Source organism: Flavisolibacter nicotianae (assembly GCF_003628535.1).
Lineage (GTDB): Bacteria > Bacteroidota > Bacteroidia > Chitinophagales > Chitinophagaceae > Flavisolibacter > Flavisolibacter nicotianae.
In genome coordinates, this window is sequence record NZ_RBCI01000005.1 from 263747 (window position 1) to 280212 (window position 16466).

General features: G+C 51.1%; 9 protein-coding genes. 8 read left to right on the plus strand and 1 reads right to left on the minus strand.

Features of this window, described 5'->3' with window-relative positions:
* Positions 1 to 73: 73 nt before the first annotated feature.
* From D6024_RS15855 to D6024_RS15890, 8 genes are all read left to right on the plus strand, one after another.
* Positions 74 to 1726 carry an alpha-L-rhamnosidase-related protein gene (locus D6024_RS15855; protein WP_121355616.1) on the plus strand — a complete coding sequence of 551 codons (1653 nt, stop codon included), beginning with the start codon at positions 74 to 76 and terminating at the stop codon, positions 1724 to 1726.
* Positions 1727 to 1758: 32 nt separating this feature from the next.
* Positions 1759 to 2634, plus strand: coding sequence for an alpha/beta hydrolase (locus D6024_RS15860; RefSeq protein ID WP_121355697.1), 876 nt, complete (start codon positions 1759 to 1761; stop codon positions 2632 to 2634).
* A gap of 105 nt (positions 2635 to 2739) precedes the next feature.
* The gene (locus tag D6024_RS15865; protein WP_121355617.1) at positions 2740 to 3765 is read left to right on the plus strand and encodes a nucleoside hydrolase; all 1026 of its coding nucleotides are present in this window, start codon (positions 2740 to 2742) and stop codon (positions 3763 to 3765) included.
* A 32-nt stretch (positions 3766 to 3797) separates the two neighbouring features.
* Positions 3798 to 4811 (plus strand): amidohydrolase family protein, encoded by a 1014-nt coding sequence (locus D6024_RS15870; protein WP_121355618.1) that lies wholly within the window; start codon positions 3798 to 3800, stop codon positions 4809 to 4811.
* Between the two features lie 145 nt (positions 4812 to 4956).
* A complete protein-coding gene (locus D6024_RS15875; RefSeq protein ID WP_121355619.1) occupies positions 4957 to 6897 on the plus strand; it encodes a gliding motility-associated C-terminal domain-containing protein in 1941 nt (646 codons plus the stop codon).
* 211 nt (positions 6898 to 7108) lie between these two features.
* Positions 7109 to 7957: an NAD(P)-dependent oxidoreductase gene (locus tag D6024_RS15880; protein ID WP_121355620.1), complete on the plus strand. Its 849-nt coding sequence runs from the start codon at positions 7109 to 7111 to the stop codon at positions 7955 to 7957.
* 325 nt (positions 7958 to 8282) lie between these two features.
* The gene (locus D6024_RS15885; protein WP_240410057.1) at positions 8283 to 10475 is read left to right on the plus strand and encodes a glycoside hydrolase family 3 C-terminal domain-containing protein; all 2193 of its coding nucleotides are present in this window, start codon (positions 8283 to 8285) and stop codon (positions 10473 to 10475) included.
* 592 nt (positions 10476 to 11067) lie between these two features.
* Positions 11068 to 15870, plus strand: coding sequence for a PKD domain-containing protein (locus tag D6024_RS15890; protein WP_162944801.1), 4803 nt, complete (start codon positions 11068 to 11070; stop codon positions 15868 to 15870).
* Positions 15871 to 16029: 159 nt separating this feature from the next.
* Here the strand turns inward: D6024_RS15890 and D6024_RS15895 are convergent, their stop codons facing one another.
* The gene (locus D6024_RS15895; protein ID WP_121355622.1) at positions 16030 to 16443 is read right to left on the minus strand and encodes an EamA family transporter; all 414 of its coding nucleotides are present in this window, start codon (positions 16441 to 16443) and stop codon (positions 16030 to 16032) included.
* Between the last annotated feature and the right edge of the window lie 23 nt (positions 16444 to 16466).

Consider the following 16466-nt stretch of genomic DNA (forward strand, 5'->3'; position numbering starts at 1 on the left):
AGAAGCATTTGGTACCAACCGGCTACTTGCAGGAACGCAATGGGAATTTCGTAACCATCTACATCAAAAACGCATGCTGATCGCCAGGTATGTTTGTTATCTTTTTGCCTTTGTTGTTTTTGCCAGGGGAGTGAAAGCACAGGATGTATTTGCCGCACAGCGAAAAGACTGGTTGCAAAAGGCGGAGCAAAACAAGCCAGTCCTCAACGAAACGGTCAGAAAACCAACGGCGCTTGTCACATTGGTGAGAGACTCGAACGCTTTCCAGGGATGGAAAACAGTGCCGGCAAAACCGCTGGATTCGCTTTACCAGCAATCGTTCAAAAAACAATCGGGTGTCGTGCTTGATTTCGGCGATCACCTGACAGGATTTTATTCCTTTACCCTGAAAGCTCGCCGCGGCACACCGGATGGGCCGTTGCGCTTTCGCTTTACGTTTGGCGAAGTGCCGGCCGAAATGGCTACACCGTTCGATCCCTATCCCGGCAGCTTAAGCCGCGCCTGGCTGCAGGACGAAGTGGTGACGGTGATGGAACTTCCGGCCACCGTCACCATTCCGAGACGACTTGCGTTTCGCTATGTCAAAATCGATTTGCTTGGCAGTTCACCTTATTTCGACTTTGGGTTCGATGGGATGGAGGCCCGGGCAACTACCGCCGCCACGAAACTGCCGGCTGCTTTGCCGGCGAATACCGACCCAATAATTCGGGAAATTGACCGCGTCGGACAGGCTACATTGAAAGAGTGCATGCAAACCGTTTTTGAGGACGGGCCCAAACGCGACCGCCGCTTGTGGACCGGCGATCTTTACCTTCAGTCGATAACGAATGCTTATTCGTTTCAAAATTTTGCACTCACCAGGCGATGCCTCTACCTGCTGGCCGGTGTTAGCGGCGAAAACGGTTATCTTAACTCCAACGTTTTTGAAACGCCGCAACCGCATGCACAGGTGGGGGCACCATTTCTTTTTGAATATTCGCTGCTGTATAATGCCGCTTTAAAGGAGTACCTGGCGGCAACCGGTGACAGGCAAACAGCCATGGAGCTTTGGCCGGTGGCAAAAAAACAACTTGAAAATATCAGCCGGTTTTTATTGCCGAATGGAATGTTCGATTATGCCGCTGCGGCAAAAGCGGGGTGGTGGCTGTTTGTTGACTGGAGCAATACCCTCGACAAGCAGGCTTCCATTCAGGGGCTTTGCATTTTTGCCCTGCAGGAAACTTTGGCTCTTGCGGCACTGCTGGGAAAACAGAACGACATCAGTGCGGTACCCGGTTTGATCGGTCGAATGACCGCAGCTGCCAGGAAAACATTGTACGACAAACAGCGTGGTGTATTTGTGAGCGGACCGGAAAAGCAGGTTTCTTATGCCTCGCAGGCCTGGATGATCTTAAGTAGTGTGGCAACAAATACAGAGGCGCAGCGGGCCATCAAGAATCTGCAGGCTTTGTCGTCTGTTGTTCGCCCGGGCGGTCCTTACCTGTATCACTATTACATCGAAGCGATGTTGAAATGCGGCATGCAGCAGGAAGCCAGGAATGAGCTGGAGAAATACTGGGGTGGTATGGTGAAAAAAGGCGCCGATACATTTTGGGAGGTGTACGATCCCGCAAATGATTTTTTGTCGCCTTATAATTTTTACCCGGTCAACAGTTATTGCCATGCCTGGAGCTGCACGCCGGTTTATTTTATCCGGAAATATGCAAACGTGTTTCAAAAAGATTGAGCTGTTTGTTAATCCAATTCAATTCAACTGTCATGAAGAAAACCGTCCAACTCTTCGCGTTTTGTTTTTTGTGCTCCCTTGCAACGAAGGCGGCAACTGTCGATACCATTGAGGTGTATAGCCGTGCCATGGGCAGGGCGCTGAAAACGGCTGTCGTACTGCCGGATAGTTACCAAAAATCAAAGGCCGAATTCCCTGTTTTATACCTTTTGCATGGCGGTCAGGGAAGTTTCCGCGATTGGTTAACCCTGCCACCGGACAAATCCTTACTGCATAAATTGGCCGATCAATACAACATCGTGATCGTGACGCCGGAAGGTGGCGCAACGAGCTATTATTTCGACAGCCCTTTGCAAAAGGAGAGCCAGTTTGAAACTTTTGTTTCCAGCGAAGTGCTGGCAAAAATTGAAAGCAACTACCGTGTCATCAAAGAAAAAAAGGGCCGGGTGATTGCCGGTCTTTCGATGGGAGGGCATGGGGCAATGTACATTGCGGCCCGCCACCCGGACCTTTATTCCGCTGCCGGCAGCATGAGCGGCGTGATGAATATCAACACCAAAACATGGAAGGTGCCGGAGGCCTTTGCCAAGTCGAGAACAGAAAATTTTGCGAGGCTGCTTGGTGCGCCGAAGGATACGTTGAATCCTTATATCGATTACACCATTATTGGTATGGCCGACAAACTGAAAGCAAACGATGTAAAACTCATTTTTGACATTGGCGTGGACGATTTTTTAATAGAACCCAACCGCGAGCTTCACCGTCGCCTCCTGGCCAACGGAACACCGCATGACTACGCCGAGCGGCCGGGCAAGCACGAATGGGCTTACTGGGAAAATGCCTTGCCGTTTCAGGTCCTTTTCTTCAGCAAGGTATTCGCCGCAAATGGCGTGATGCAAGGGAAATAATGGTTTCCTGCACTAGCGAATTGCGACTATAAAAAACTTTTTTGTTGAAGACAGCCGTCATTGGATAGCGGTAAAAAATGGTAACACAAGTCACAGAAAAGCCACATGAAAAAAATATCGACCATCGCGTTTATTTTTCTTTGCCTGCTTTCAACTGGTGGCTTTATGGCCCGTGCGCAGCCCGGTCAGACCGGGACGCTGGTTGCGCCGCGTATGCGGGTGATTGTTGACAACGATTTTGGTGGTGATCCCGACGGTCTGTTTCAGCTTGCACATTTGTTGCTGTCGCCTTCAGTGGAAACAAGGGCCGTTATCGGATCGCACCTGAAACCCGGTGAAGGATGGAATGGTTCGAAGGACCAGGCGCTATCGGCAGTTAAAAAAGCAAGGGAGGTCATAGAGGCCCTGGAACTGAAAACCGGTATCCCGGTAATTGCCGGTTCCAACACGGCCATGCTCAATGACAGTACTCCCGTTAAGAGCGACGCAGTTGATATGATTATCAAAGAAGCGATGCGTACTGATACGAAGCTGCCGCTGTATGTGCTCTGCGGCGCCAGCCTCACGGAGATCGCATCGGCACTGCTAACCGCCCCGCAAATCGCCAACAGGCTCACCCTCGTCTGGATCGGTGGTCCCGAGTACGCCGACCTGGCCGTTCCGCCGCCCAACTATTCCAATCCCGAATACAATCTCAATTTGGATATGGGTGCTGCAAGAGCGGTCTTCAACCGGACGGCCGTACCGATTTGGCAGGTGCCACGTAATGCGTATAGACAGGCCATTCTTTCCTATGCTCAATTGCTCACGAAAATAAAGCCACGGGGGAATGTGGGAACCTACCTCACCGGTGTGCTGGAAAACACGATGAAATGGTTAAATCCTTACGTGAACATTGGTGAAGTTTACATTCTTGGCGACAGTCCTTTGGTTTTGCTGACGGCATTGCAATCCTCCTTCGAAGCCGATCCGTCGTCGAGTGAATATGTAACCAGGCCGGCGCCGCTGATCAATGCGCAGGGAGGCTATGAATACAACCATCGCGGCCGTTCGATCCGCGTGTATACCCGGCTTGATACCAGCCTGCTCTTCGAAGATTTTTTTGCCAAGCTCGAATTACGCTACAAGTAAATCTCCATTAATTCATTTACAAATCATCCTTCATGAAAAAAAAGACATCGTTTGCTTTCGTCCGGGAACGTATTTGTTTGCTGTTCATCTTCGCGCTTACTGCGTCGTGCTTTGCCCAGCAACAGCCTGCTAAAAAACACCTGCCCATCATCGATGTACACGTGCATGCAATGAAGGTGAACCCGGCGTTTGCCACGGATATGTGTCCCTGGTTTTTGAGCAATATGCCGGGTGGTGATCCGACCCAGCCGGCACCGGCTTTTCTGGCGACCGATTGTGCCGAGCCGTTGAAAGCAGCCAAAACGGACAAAGAATTCCAGGACGCTTTGCTTGGCACCATGAACCGGTTGAACATCACGGCCGTTGCCAGTGGCGATGCCGGCATTCTTCATACCTGGCAAAAAGCATCACCATCCCGTTTTATACCCAGCCTTTCCTTTTCGTCTGCTTCGGATATGAGTGTAAAAGCGTTTGAAGATTCGCTTTCGACGGGTTTCTATAAAGTGGTGGGTGAAATAGCGCCGCAGTACCAGGGCATGTCGCCGAGTGATCCTTCGCTTGACCCGTATTTTGCCGTTGCCGAAAAGCTTAATATCCCTGTCGCCATTCACATGGGAACCGGTGGCAACGGGATGGCCAACCTTACTTCGCCGAAATACCGAGCCTCGATGGGCAACCCGCTTTTGCTGGAAGACCTCCTGGCCCGACATCCCAAACTGAAGCTTTGGGTGATGCATGCCGGCTACCCAATGTTGGATGAAATGATTGCCCTGATGGGAGCCAATGCCTATGTGTATGTCGACATTGCCGGGATGATCTGGAGCTACCCATTGGCAGAAGTAAACGAATACATCCGGCGCATGGTGCAGGCTGGCTTTGGCAAACGCATCATGTATGGTACGGACCTGATGATCTGGCCCAAACTCCTGGAAACCTCGCTCGGCGTAATAGAAAACGCCAATTATCTTTCGACCGATCAAAAGCGGGATATCCTGTTCAACAATGCCGTTCGTTTTTTCCGGTTGGATGAAAAACAGTTTTACTAGGCAACAGCGAAGGGTGGCGCTCTGCCGGCACAGGAAATGCGGCGATGTTTTGCAAATCACCAAATCACCAGGCGGCGATTGCCCGGTTCTGGTTATATTTATAGGCATCTGTCACTGCTTTGAATAAACGATAGTTGGTCAGTACATGAAAATTGCTTTGCTGTTGATTGCTTTTTTGTTTTGCCTGCCGCCCGGCAGCGACGCCCAGATTTGCAGCGGCAGCCTGGGCGATCCCATCATCAACATCACGTTTGGTAAAAACCGTGGACAATTGCCGCCGCGGTCTACCGAATTTGAACCCGGGCAGGGATGTCCGAAAAAAGGACAATACGCTCTTGCCAACCTGCTCTTTGGCTGTGGCGAAGACCGCACCTGGCTGATGCTGGCCGGCGATCATACCCTCGATGGCAACGGCAATTACATGCTGGTAAATGCGCAGAGCAGCGATGGCATCACGGCGCCAACCGTTGTGTACAGGGACACAGCCCGTGGATTGTGCACCAATGTGCGCTATGTGTTTTCCGCCTGGGTCACCAATGCCTTGCAACCCATCAGCTGCGGCGGCAGTGCCGTTCCCGCCAGCCTCTATTTTAAAGTGTTTACCTTATCAGGTGTTCTTATCGATAGTATTTACACGGGGAACATTCCCATCATCGACGAAAAAAAATGGATCCAGTTCGGCCTGTCGTTTACGGTTCCGGCCAATGAAAACGATGTAGTCCTGGTCGTGTCCACCAATAAAAAAGCCGGGTGTGGCCAGGCCTTTGCCATCGACGACATCACCTTGCGGCCCTGCGGACCGTCTGTTTCAGCTACGGTCAACGGCTCTGCAGAACCATTGACCGTGTGTGCCGATTACAATAAGGACTTTGTTTTGAAAGGCGCCTACGTGAACGGTTTTATCAATCCTGCCGTGCAATGGCAAAGCAGTGTCGATACCGGCAGGTCATGGACGGATATACCCGCGGCCGTATCGGTTGTTTATACTGTTGCACAAAAGTCCAGCGGTGTGGTTCTTTACCGTATGGTCGCTGCCGAAGCAGGAAACATCCATACACCGCAATGCCGGTTCGTCTCCAATGTTTTAACCACTACTGTGCGGCCCTTGCCCCCGCACAACAAACCGCAAAACCTGCTTGGTTGCCTGGGAAAGGATTTGTTTTTGCCGGCAAAAGATCCCTTTGCCGATGCGCTGGTTTGGTCGGGTCCGAATGGTTATTCGTCGACGCAGGAAAAGGCAGTAGTGCCGCAAATCGCTTACCGCGATACTGGCCTGTACCGCCGCATGCAGGACTTTCGGTTTGGCTGTACCGATGTGGATAGTTTTTATGTTAATGTATTTCCTTCAACAACGATAATGGTGCCAGCGGAATATGCCATTTGCGAAGGACAGCGGGTGACGTTGACCGCTTTGGGTGATGGACGGTTTTTGTGGGAACCGGCTACGGGACTTTCCAATCCGCAGGCGTCTAATCCTGTCGCCTCGCCCCGCGACTCTACGCAATACAAAGTTGTTCTGACCAATTCGTATGGTTGCAAAGATTCGGCACTCGTGTCGGTCAATGTCTATCGCAATCCCGAGGTGCATGTCGGCGGCGACAAAACCATTGTGCGCGGCGATTCCGTGCTTCTGCAGGGTGATGTAAAAGGGACAGCCGTTCGCTACCTGTGGACGCCTCCACTCTATATGGATAACAACGCCGTATTCACACCACTTGTCTTTCCGCCTGTGGATACCCGTTACACGCTGACGGCCGAGTCGACGGTCGGGTGCGGCAGGGCGGAAGCCTCGGTAATGGTGAGGGTATTCAATGACATCTACGTTGTCAACAGCTTTACGCCGAACAACGACGGGAAGAACGACCGCTTTCGGGTCGTAGCCGCCGATGGGTACCAACTCCTGAAATTCCAGGTTTTCAACAGGTGGGGTCAATTACTCTATTCGGCCCGGGACCTTAGTGGTGGCTGGGATGGCAAAGCCAACGGCAATCCGCAGCCGGAAGGTTCCTATGTGTATTTCCTGCAAATTAGGTCTTCCGCCGGCAGGATCATCACGAAAAAAGGCACGGTCACATTGATCCGCTAAACCAACCGTATCGCCATGCGCTTTGCGTAGCAGAATAGAAATCGGGCTTCTGTTTTCACAAAATTACTCCTGAGCAAAAACGGATAGCCGTTTTTACGTTACGCATTTTCCGTTAACAATTGCTGCTTTTTTCAAAACCTGAAACGTTGAATGAAGGGGTTGGGATGAACCTGTTTTTTCCAGACCTTGCAAGTCCTTAAAACAAACGGATATGAAAGCATTTTTAGGAATGGGTTTGCTTGGATCAAATTTTGTCAGGGCGATGCTGAACAGGGGAGAAAGCGTGCAGGTCTGGAACCGGACGACTGAAAAAGCTCTTGCGCTGGAGAAGGCCGGGGCCAAGGCTTTTGCAAATGTAGCCGACGCTGTGAAAGGTGCCGGGCGCATACATCTTACACTCAAAGACGATGCTTCGGTGGACGAAGTACTGGAAGCGGCAAGTGCCGGCTTTGCACCGGGTACCATACTTATCGATCATACGACGACGTCGAAAGAAGGCGCCATTCGCCGGACCGAAAAATGGGCAGAGCGGGGCTATCGCTACCAGCACGCACCTGTTTTCATGGGACCGGCCAATGCATTGGAAGCAACCGGTTTTATGCTGCTCTCGGGTGCGGAGGACCTGGTTAAAATACTGGAGCCTGAGCTTTCGGTCATGACCGGCCGTGTGCTCAATTTTGGCAACGAGCCAGGAAAGGCCGCGGCCATGAAACTGGTTGGGAACAACTTCCTGGTTTGCCTGACAGCAGGTTTAAGGGACACACTCACGTTAGCCAAGGCTTTACAAATCCCGGCATCGGACGTAGCCCTGCTTTTCAATTCGTGGAACCCGGCTTTGCAACTGGCCGCACGCCTGCAGCGAATGACGGGAGGAGAATACAACTCGCCATCGTGGGAGCTGAACATGGCCCGCAAGGACGTGCAGCTCTTTCTCGACGCGGCACAGAACGGAGGAGAGAAATTGGCCCTTATCCCCGGTGCCGCTGCTTTAATGGACGAGTGGATTGAAAAAGGAGTTGGCGATCAGGACTGGACCGTGATTGCGAAAGACGTTGTGTGACGGGAAGACCTGTTTCACCAATGGTCGTCTTCAATTTCTTTGCTGATGAAGTTGGCCGGCTCTTGTGGCTGGTCAATGTAAAAATGGCATGTAAAGACGTTGCAGCAAGCCGGAATGCGGTGTGCGTACTTACAAACTGACTTCACACTAAACTGCCACCAGTTAAAAGAATGGGATACAAAAAGGGGACGGCCTTCCCGATACTTTCAAACGTCCTTGCCATTGAACGTACCATTCCGCGTTCCCTTGCCTGCCGTTAAATTTACACGCTGGCAACACCAATTCCCAGAGCACGGCAAAGCCGGAGCTGCACAACTTAATTTTTATGAAGAAGGACTCTTGTCATCGTCTGCCTGTGGTCGCCAAAACGATCGTTCTTGCTTTTTTTATCTTCCAGGGACATTGGTCGATGCAGGCATCTGCCCAGAAAAAAGAACCGTTCCGAAACTCGAAGCTACCGGTTGAAACGAGGGTAAAGGACCTGCTTTCCCGCTTGCGTCTCGAAGAAAAAGCAGGATTGCTCGGTTACAATAGCAAGCCTGTTTCCTCGCTGGCCATCCCGGCCTATAATTGGTGGAACGAAGGGCTTCATGGCGTGGCAAGAGCGGGAAAGGCCACGGTCTTTCCGCAGGCCATTGCACTGGCAGCCACCTTCAACGACAGTCTTATAAAAGCAGTGGGTGACGTGATCTCTACGGAAGCCAGGGCCAAGTATAACGAAGCCATCAAGCGCAACAGCCGCACACAGTACATGGGCCTTACGTTTTGGTCGCCCAACATCAATATCTTTCGCGATCCGCGATGGGGTCGCGGCCAGGAGACCTATGGTGAGGACCCGTTTCTCACGGCCAAAATCGGGAGCGCTTTTGTACAGGGCATGCAAGGCAACGATCCGCACTACCTCAAAGCAGCCGCCTGCGCCAAGCACTTTGCCGTACACAGTGGTCCCGAAGCAACGCGTCATTCGTTCAACGCGATCGTGGATGAAAAAGACCTGCGGGAAACCTATCTCTATGCGTTTCACAAACTGGTTGATGCAAAAGTGGAAGCCGTGATGTGTGCCTACAACCGGCTGAATGGACAGCCCTGTTGCACCAACGAAAACCTGCTCCATACCATTCTCCGCCAGGAGTGGAAATTCCAGGGGCACATCCTGTCCGACTGCTGGGCGCTGGACGATATTTTCAAGGGCCACAAAACAATGACGGATCCTGTTGCCACCACAGCCGCGGCCATCAAAGCCGGGTTGAACCTTGATTGTTCGGACCTGTTGCAGCGGACCGTACTGAAAGCCGTGCAGCAAGGTTTGTTGACGGAGGCTGATGTTGACAATGCGTTGTTGCCAACGCTTCGCACACAAATGAAGCTGGGGATGTACGATGCGCCGTCTGACGTACCGTTCAGCAAGCTGAATGAAGCGGATGTGCATACAACTGGGAACGTGCAACTGGCGAGGAAAGCAGCGCAGCAAAGTATGGTGCTGCTGAAAAACGACAACAATATTTTGCCCATCGATAAAAACCGGTACAAATCCCTGATGGTCATCGGTCCGAATGCAGCGTCCATCCCAGCCCTGGTCGCCAACTACCACGGCCTGTCAGGCGATATGGTCACGTTCGTGGAAGGAATCACCGAAGCGGCAGGAGCCGGTTTGGGTGTACAATACGACCAGGGCAGCGACTATACCGATACGGTGCATTTTGGCGGGATCTGGGCAGCCAGCACTGCCGACCTGACCATCGCCGTTATTGGCCTGACACCGTTGTTGGAAGGAGAGGAGGGCGATGCGTTTCTTTCGGCAAGCGGTGGCGACAAAACCTCGCTTGACCTTCCGGCACCTCACCTCAAACTGCTGCAAAAGCTAAAGGCCAATAACAAGCCGACAGTCGTGGTTGTGAATGCCGGCAGCGACGTCGACATCCGGTCGATCGAGCCCTATGCCGATGCCATCATTCTTGCCTGGTACCCGGGCGAACAAGGGGGCAATGCGCTGGCCGATCTGCTGTTTGGAAAAATTTCGCCGTCGGGACGATTGCCCGTCACGTTTTATTCGTCGCTTTCCGACTTGCCGGCTTATGATAACTATGCCATGAAGGGCCGCACCTACCGCTACTATGATGGTAAGGTGCAATATCCTTTCGGGTTTGGATTGAGCTATACCACCTTTGCCTATGCGTGGAAGAAAAAGCCTGCAGAAAACCCAAAAGCAGGCGATACACTCCACTTTTCCGTTGAGGTAAAAAACACCGGTAAAATGAAAGGCGATGAAGTGGTGCAGGTTTATGTGCAGTATCCCTCCATTGAGCGGATGCCGCTGAAAGAACTAAAAGCTTTTCGGCGTGTGACGGTGGAGAAGAACGGCAGCCGCCTTGTGTCGATGGCCATCCCTGTCAGCGAACTGCAAAAATGGGATCTGGAACAAAACCGGTGGCGGTCTTATCCCGGTATGTACAAGCTGCTGGTCGGCCCGAATTCGGCCGAGGCCAAACTTACGGCTCCGTTTCGCCTGGAACCATAGTAGGAAAAAAGGCTAGAGCTAACCCTGGTTTCTGTGTTAACAACAAAGGAACCCGGGTCGGGTTATTTTTTACTTTGCCTTCACGCGGTCGCCTTCCACGTCGAATTTAAACTATTGTGCAATCCAGGTCTGCACCAATTTCCTGATGACAATTTTAGGGTAGCCATAACAGTTTTCTTGCTTTACTCGAAACTGATAGACCACATGTTTTGCGAAATAATACAAATTGATTAGACGATATGAAAGTGAAGGGATGAATATTTGTTACCCGGAAAAAACTTTAGTCACGGTCGGTCCGGAAACTTGTGCTGACAGTTTGAACGGGCGATAAATCGTACGTCTTCAGTCCGCCAGCTCTAATTGAATCAATTTGTCTGTAAACCTAAAACGAACCTTTATGAAAATGAAATTTACCCCGATAACAGGCTAACAACACGCCGTGTACCCAACGGCCTTTCCATGTTGATTTGTCTTATATGATCTGCGGCTATACTGCCGTGCCAAATTTTGTTTTGTCCCATTTCTACACACTTTCCCAACTGCGTTTAACCGTCCAAAAATGAAACACAACCGGAAAAGATTTATCCGACTCATGTCTTTGTTTGCACTGCTGTTTATTGTTACTGCCAGCACAAAGGCGCAAACGGAAATCGAAGCAAACAACGATTTTACCAGCGCAAACAACCTGGCGATTAACACCCAATCCACTGGTGCAATGTGCCCAGATGGCGACATGGACTATTTCAAAACCACGATTCCGTACAATGGGATGGTCAGGGTATATGCTGAGGTAACCAATACCGGAAGCAGTAACGGGTATGCCTACCTTTCCGTTTACGACAACCGGCAGGCGAGCGGCAGTCTTACAAGCAAAGGAATTGGCGGCTACCTGAACGTGGGTGAGACGGCTGTTGACAGCATCGATCTTTACTGCGTTGCCGCGGGAGAAACTCTCTACTTCAGGCTTAACCAGCTATACCAGTGTTTTTCTTACAAGCTTCGGTATGTGATGCTCAACACAAGCGGCGATGTAGACCTCGAACCAAACAATAGTTTTACCGATGCCGTGGCGATGAACATTGACCAATCGATTGGTGGACATATCGGTTATACAACGGGGGGCAATGTTGCAGATCCTGAAGATTACTTCAAATTCACGCTGCCGGCCAACGGGATCGTACGTGTTTACATGGACGCGACAAACACCGGGAGCAGTAACGGCTATTTTTCCGTTTCCGGCTACGACAACCGGCAAACAAACGGCTCACTGTTTTCAAAAACGGTTGGTGGATACTTAAATGCTGGTGCGTCGGCCACTGACAGCGTTGATTTGTACTGTACCTCGGCAGGCGAAACAATTTATCTCAGAACCTCGCAGCAATACCAGTGTTTTAGCTATCATTTACGCTACACCATTCTAAATGCGTCCGGAGATGTGGACGCAGAACCCAACAATAGCTTTGCGGATGCGATCGGTTTTCCCATAACCGACACAGCTAGCGGGCACCTGGGCTATCTTTCCGGTGGAGCTGTGGCTGATGATGTGGACTTTTTCAAAACAGTACTTCCTACCAGTGGCGTTCTTCGCATTTACGCGGTGGCCACCAACACGGGTAACAGCAACGGCTATTTTAACATCAATGGTTACGACCAGCGCCAGTCAAACGGAAGCCTGTTTAGTAAATCCATTGGCGGTTACCTCAATGCAGGCCAAACCGCCATCGATAGCGTGGACCTTTATTGCCAGGGCCAGGGCGACACCCTTTATTTTCGTCTGTCGCAACAATACCAGTGTTTCAATTACAAACTTTATTATACTGTTCTCAATGCAGTTGGCGAAGTGGATGCAGAACCGAATAATTCATTTGCCGAGGCAACACAATTTAGCACGGCGGACACGATCCACGGACGTATCGGTTATATTGTTGGTGGAACTGTAAACGATGCTGAAGATTATTTTAAAACCGTTCTCCCAGCCAACGGTATTTTGCGGGTGTACATGCAAGCCACGAACACCGGTAATAGCAACGGCTATTTGTATATCAACGGTTACGACCAGCGCCAGGCAAACGGAAGCCTGTTCACCAGGTCTGTCGGTGGTTACCTCGCTGCGGGTCAATCCGCTATAGACAGCGTGGATCTTTATTGTAGTGCAGCCGGAGATACAATATATTTCCGTGCTACGCAGCAATACCAGTGTTTTAATTACATTTTGCGGTATGCCATCATCAATCCTTCGTCCGATGTGGATTTGGAACCCAACAACGATTTTGCGCATGCCGTTTCACTGAATGAAGGGGATTCTGCCGCCGGTCATGTCGGGTATGTGTCAGCAGGGACAGTTGCCGATCCGTACGATTATTACAAAACCGTGTTACCCAGTGACGGTGCCGTACGTATTTATGTAGAAGCCACCAACACCGGTAATAGCAACGGCTATTTGTATATCAACGGTTACGACCAGCGCCAGGCAAACGGAAGCCTGTTTAGTAAATCCATTGGCGGTTACCTCGCTGCCGGTCAATCCGCTATAGACAGTGTGGATGTGTACTGCCGTTCGGCAAACGATACATTTTATTTTCAACTGAGCCAGCAGTACCAGTGTTTTGGATACAAGATCTCGTATAAAATGATTCATGTTGACAATACGCTGGCCATTACCGATCTGGAGCCAAACAATACGCAGGCAACAGCCATCAGTTTTGCAGAAAAAGACACGGTGAAAGCCAACATCGGGTACTCTCTTGGCGGCAACACAGACAACGCCGATTATTACAAGACGGCAGTGCCGCACAATGGCACCATGCGGGTATATGTTCAGGCAACCAACACATCGGGATTGGGATACGGCTATTTCTACCTTTCAGGATATGACAAAAATGGTTCTCAGGTCTTTTACAAGAATATCGGTGGCTATTCTGCACCGGGTGTTACCAGCTACGACACACTGAACCTGTATTGCCAGTCGGCCGGCGCCTTCACATTCCAGGTCACGAACGCGAATGCCTGTTTCAGCTACACTATCCGGTACGAAACAACTTTAGGCGCTGACACGACCGTCTATGTGTGTCCCGGTTATACGACCAATATCGGTGGCTTGTACAATGTGAAGCCGTTTACAACTGTTCATTACGAGAACATGGCCTCGCCAGGCAACGACATCAGCCCTGATAATGTTGGCGCCGGCACGTATCGACTGATGGTCTACAATGGAACAGACGAGTGCAGCCGCGATACGGCGATTATCACGGTCGCCAATCACCCGCAACCGCAGCCCGGGTATACGGTGAATACGGCCAATCAGTGCCAAAGCGGGAACAGTTTTGCTTTTACCAATACCTCTACCATCGCTGCGGGTACAATGCAGTACCAATGGAATTTTGGCGACGGCAGTGCCACAGTCACGACAACCAATCCAACACATAGTTACACAACTCCCGGCAGCTATATCGTTCATTTGATTGCAACGAGCAACAATGGCTGCATCGATAGTACACAGTCTACGATTACCGTGTATCCGCAACCGGCGGCCGGGTTCACCCTGGGCAACAGCGCCCAATGCCAGGGCGGGAACAGCTTTGCCTTTGTCAACACATCAACAATCAGCAGCGGAACCCTCACCTACCAGTGGGAGTTTGGCGATGGCACCACGGCAACGGCCGCCAATCCGTCGCACACGTATACATCCGCAGGTCTCTTCTCCGTCAAACTGCTTGTGACAAGCAACAACGGGTGTAAAGACAGCTCGGTACAGACAGTGGCCGTTTATGCACAGCCTTCAGCGTCATTTACGATCAATTCCGCCACACAGTGTGAAAAAGGAAATCAGTATGTCTTTACGAATACCAGCACAGGTGCCAGCAGTTATGCCTGGCAGCTCGGCGACGGCAGTACGGCAACGGTGACGAACGTATCGCACAGTTATGCGACGACAGGCTCCTACACCGTGAAGCTGGTTGTCGGTACGGCAAACGGATGTGCAGACAGTGTGCAGCAAACCATCACGGTAAATACTTCACCATCGCTGGGAGCCGATAAGACGGTGACCGTTGGCTGTGCCGGCGGCACCACCGATATCACGACTCTTTTCAACACCGCCGGGTATAACTCGGTTGTTTACAGCACCAGCAATCCGCAGAATGCACCGGCTGGCACGTATACACTGGTTGTATCATATGCAAGCGGATGTGCCGACACGGCGCAGATAACAGTGCTGGATGCAACCGTAACTACAGTGTCTGCAACAGCCAACAACACCAAGGTTGCAAGCCGCGAATGCACGGATGCACAAGGATGGACGCACTATTATTACGACAACGGTACACCGGCTGATTTCAGCGATGACATTCGTCTGCTTTCCATCCAAAAAAATGGAAACGATATCGGCAGTCTCGGTGACGGCACCTTCCAGGTAGAAGTAAAGGCAACTGCCGGCGCAGGTTCCGGGCATGCCGTAAATGTGAGCAGCTCGTTCATTCCGCAAGGTGCAAGCTATTATAGCATGAACCGCTACTGGAATGTTATGCCGACACAGCAACCATCCACGCCGGTCAACGTTCGATTCTACTACAACACACAGGATCTCACCGATGTCAATGGCGATTACCCCGCAGGGCCAATCAATCATTCCCAGCTCACCGTCTACAAGGTAGATACCGGGAATCCCGATCCTACGACCAACTGGGCGGGTGCCACTGCTGTTCATTTTTACCAGAACAGTAACCTTGCGACGTTAAGCAACTGGGTTTACACGAATCTTGGTAGCAACAATCACCAGGCCGAGCTCCAGGTTAGCAGCTTTAGTGGCGGAGGTGCAGGTGCCCTTTCGGCTTCAACATTGCCGGTTTCCTTTACCCGCTTTGATGCCGTGGCTGAAAACGAAACTGTAAAACTGAATTGGATGACAGCGTCTGAAAGCAATTCGAAAAACTTCACCGTGATGCGGAGCCTGGACGGCAGAAATTTTGAAAGTGTTGGAACGGTAGCAGCTGCAGGCACTAGTAATTCGATGCGCAATTACAGCTTCACAGATGGAAACGCCGGCAAATTCATGGGCCAAACCCTGTACTACAAACTGGCGCAAGCAGACAGGAACGGCCAGGTGACGTTTACCGACATACGGAAAGTGAAGATGGCTGCATTCGCAAATCTTCTTACGCTTTATACGAACCCTGTTCACAGCGAGGCAGTGCTGAAGTACCGGTCGCTCCTCCAGGAAACAGTGCAGGTAAGCATCGTCGATCAAAACGGCCGTACGGTTTTTGCCCAGAAACGCTCTGTGGAGAGAGGTGTCAACCAGATCCGTTTGTCAACAGCACATTTGGCGCCGGGTATTTACGAAGTTGTGGTCACGAGTTCAACTGACCGGCAACAGGTCAAATTGCTCAAACAGTAAATAGACCGTTGCATTTTGAAAAAGGAGGACTCTAGTCCTCCTTTTTTATTTCCTATCTAAGCTTTTGAATTAAAGTGTGCTTTAATAGCTCCCCCTGACCAGCATTGGGAAAGACTGCCCCTTTTGAGAGGCATTGGAATTTCCTTGCCTGTCGTTTGCTTACAGGATCAGCACGACCGTTCCGGAAATGATGAGGCCTGCGCCGAGAGCGGTTTTCCAGGTAAGGGCTTCGCCCAAAAAAAGCACCGACAACACGATGGCAAGGGCAACGCTTAGTTTATCGACCGGCGCCACCTGCGATACCTTGCCCAGTTGCAGTGCTTTGAAATAAAAGACCCACGACAAGCCGGTGGCAAGACCCGAGAGGCAAAGAAAGAGAAGATTGTGTTTCGTGAGACTGCCAAGCGTGGCCGTGCCTCCGCGGAAAAAAGCAATGGCCCAGGCAATAATCAAGATCACCACGGTGCGGACAGCCGTGGCGAGGTCGCTGTCGACGCCTTTCACGCCAACTTTGGCAAAGATGGCCGTAAGGGCTGCAAAAAAAGCGGAGAGCAAAGCATAGATCCACCACATAGTTGTAAAGTTGACGAGGTAAA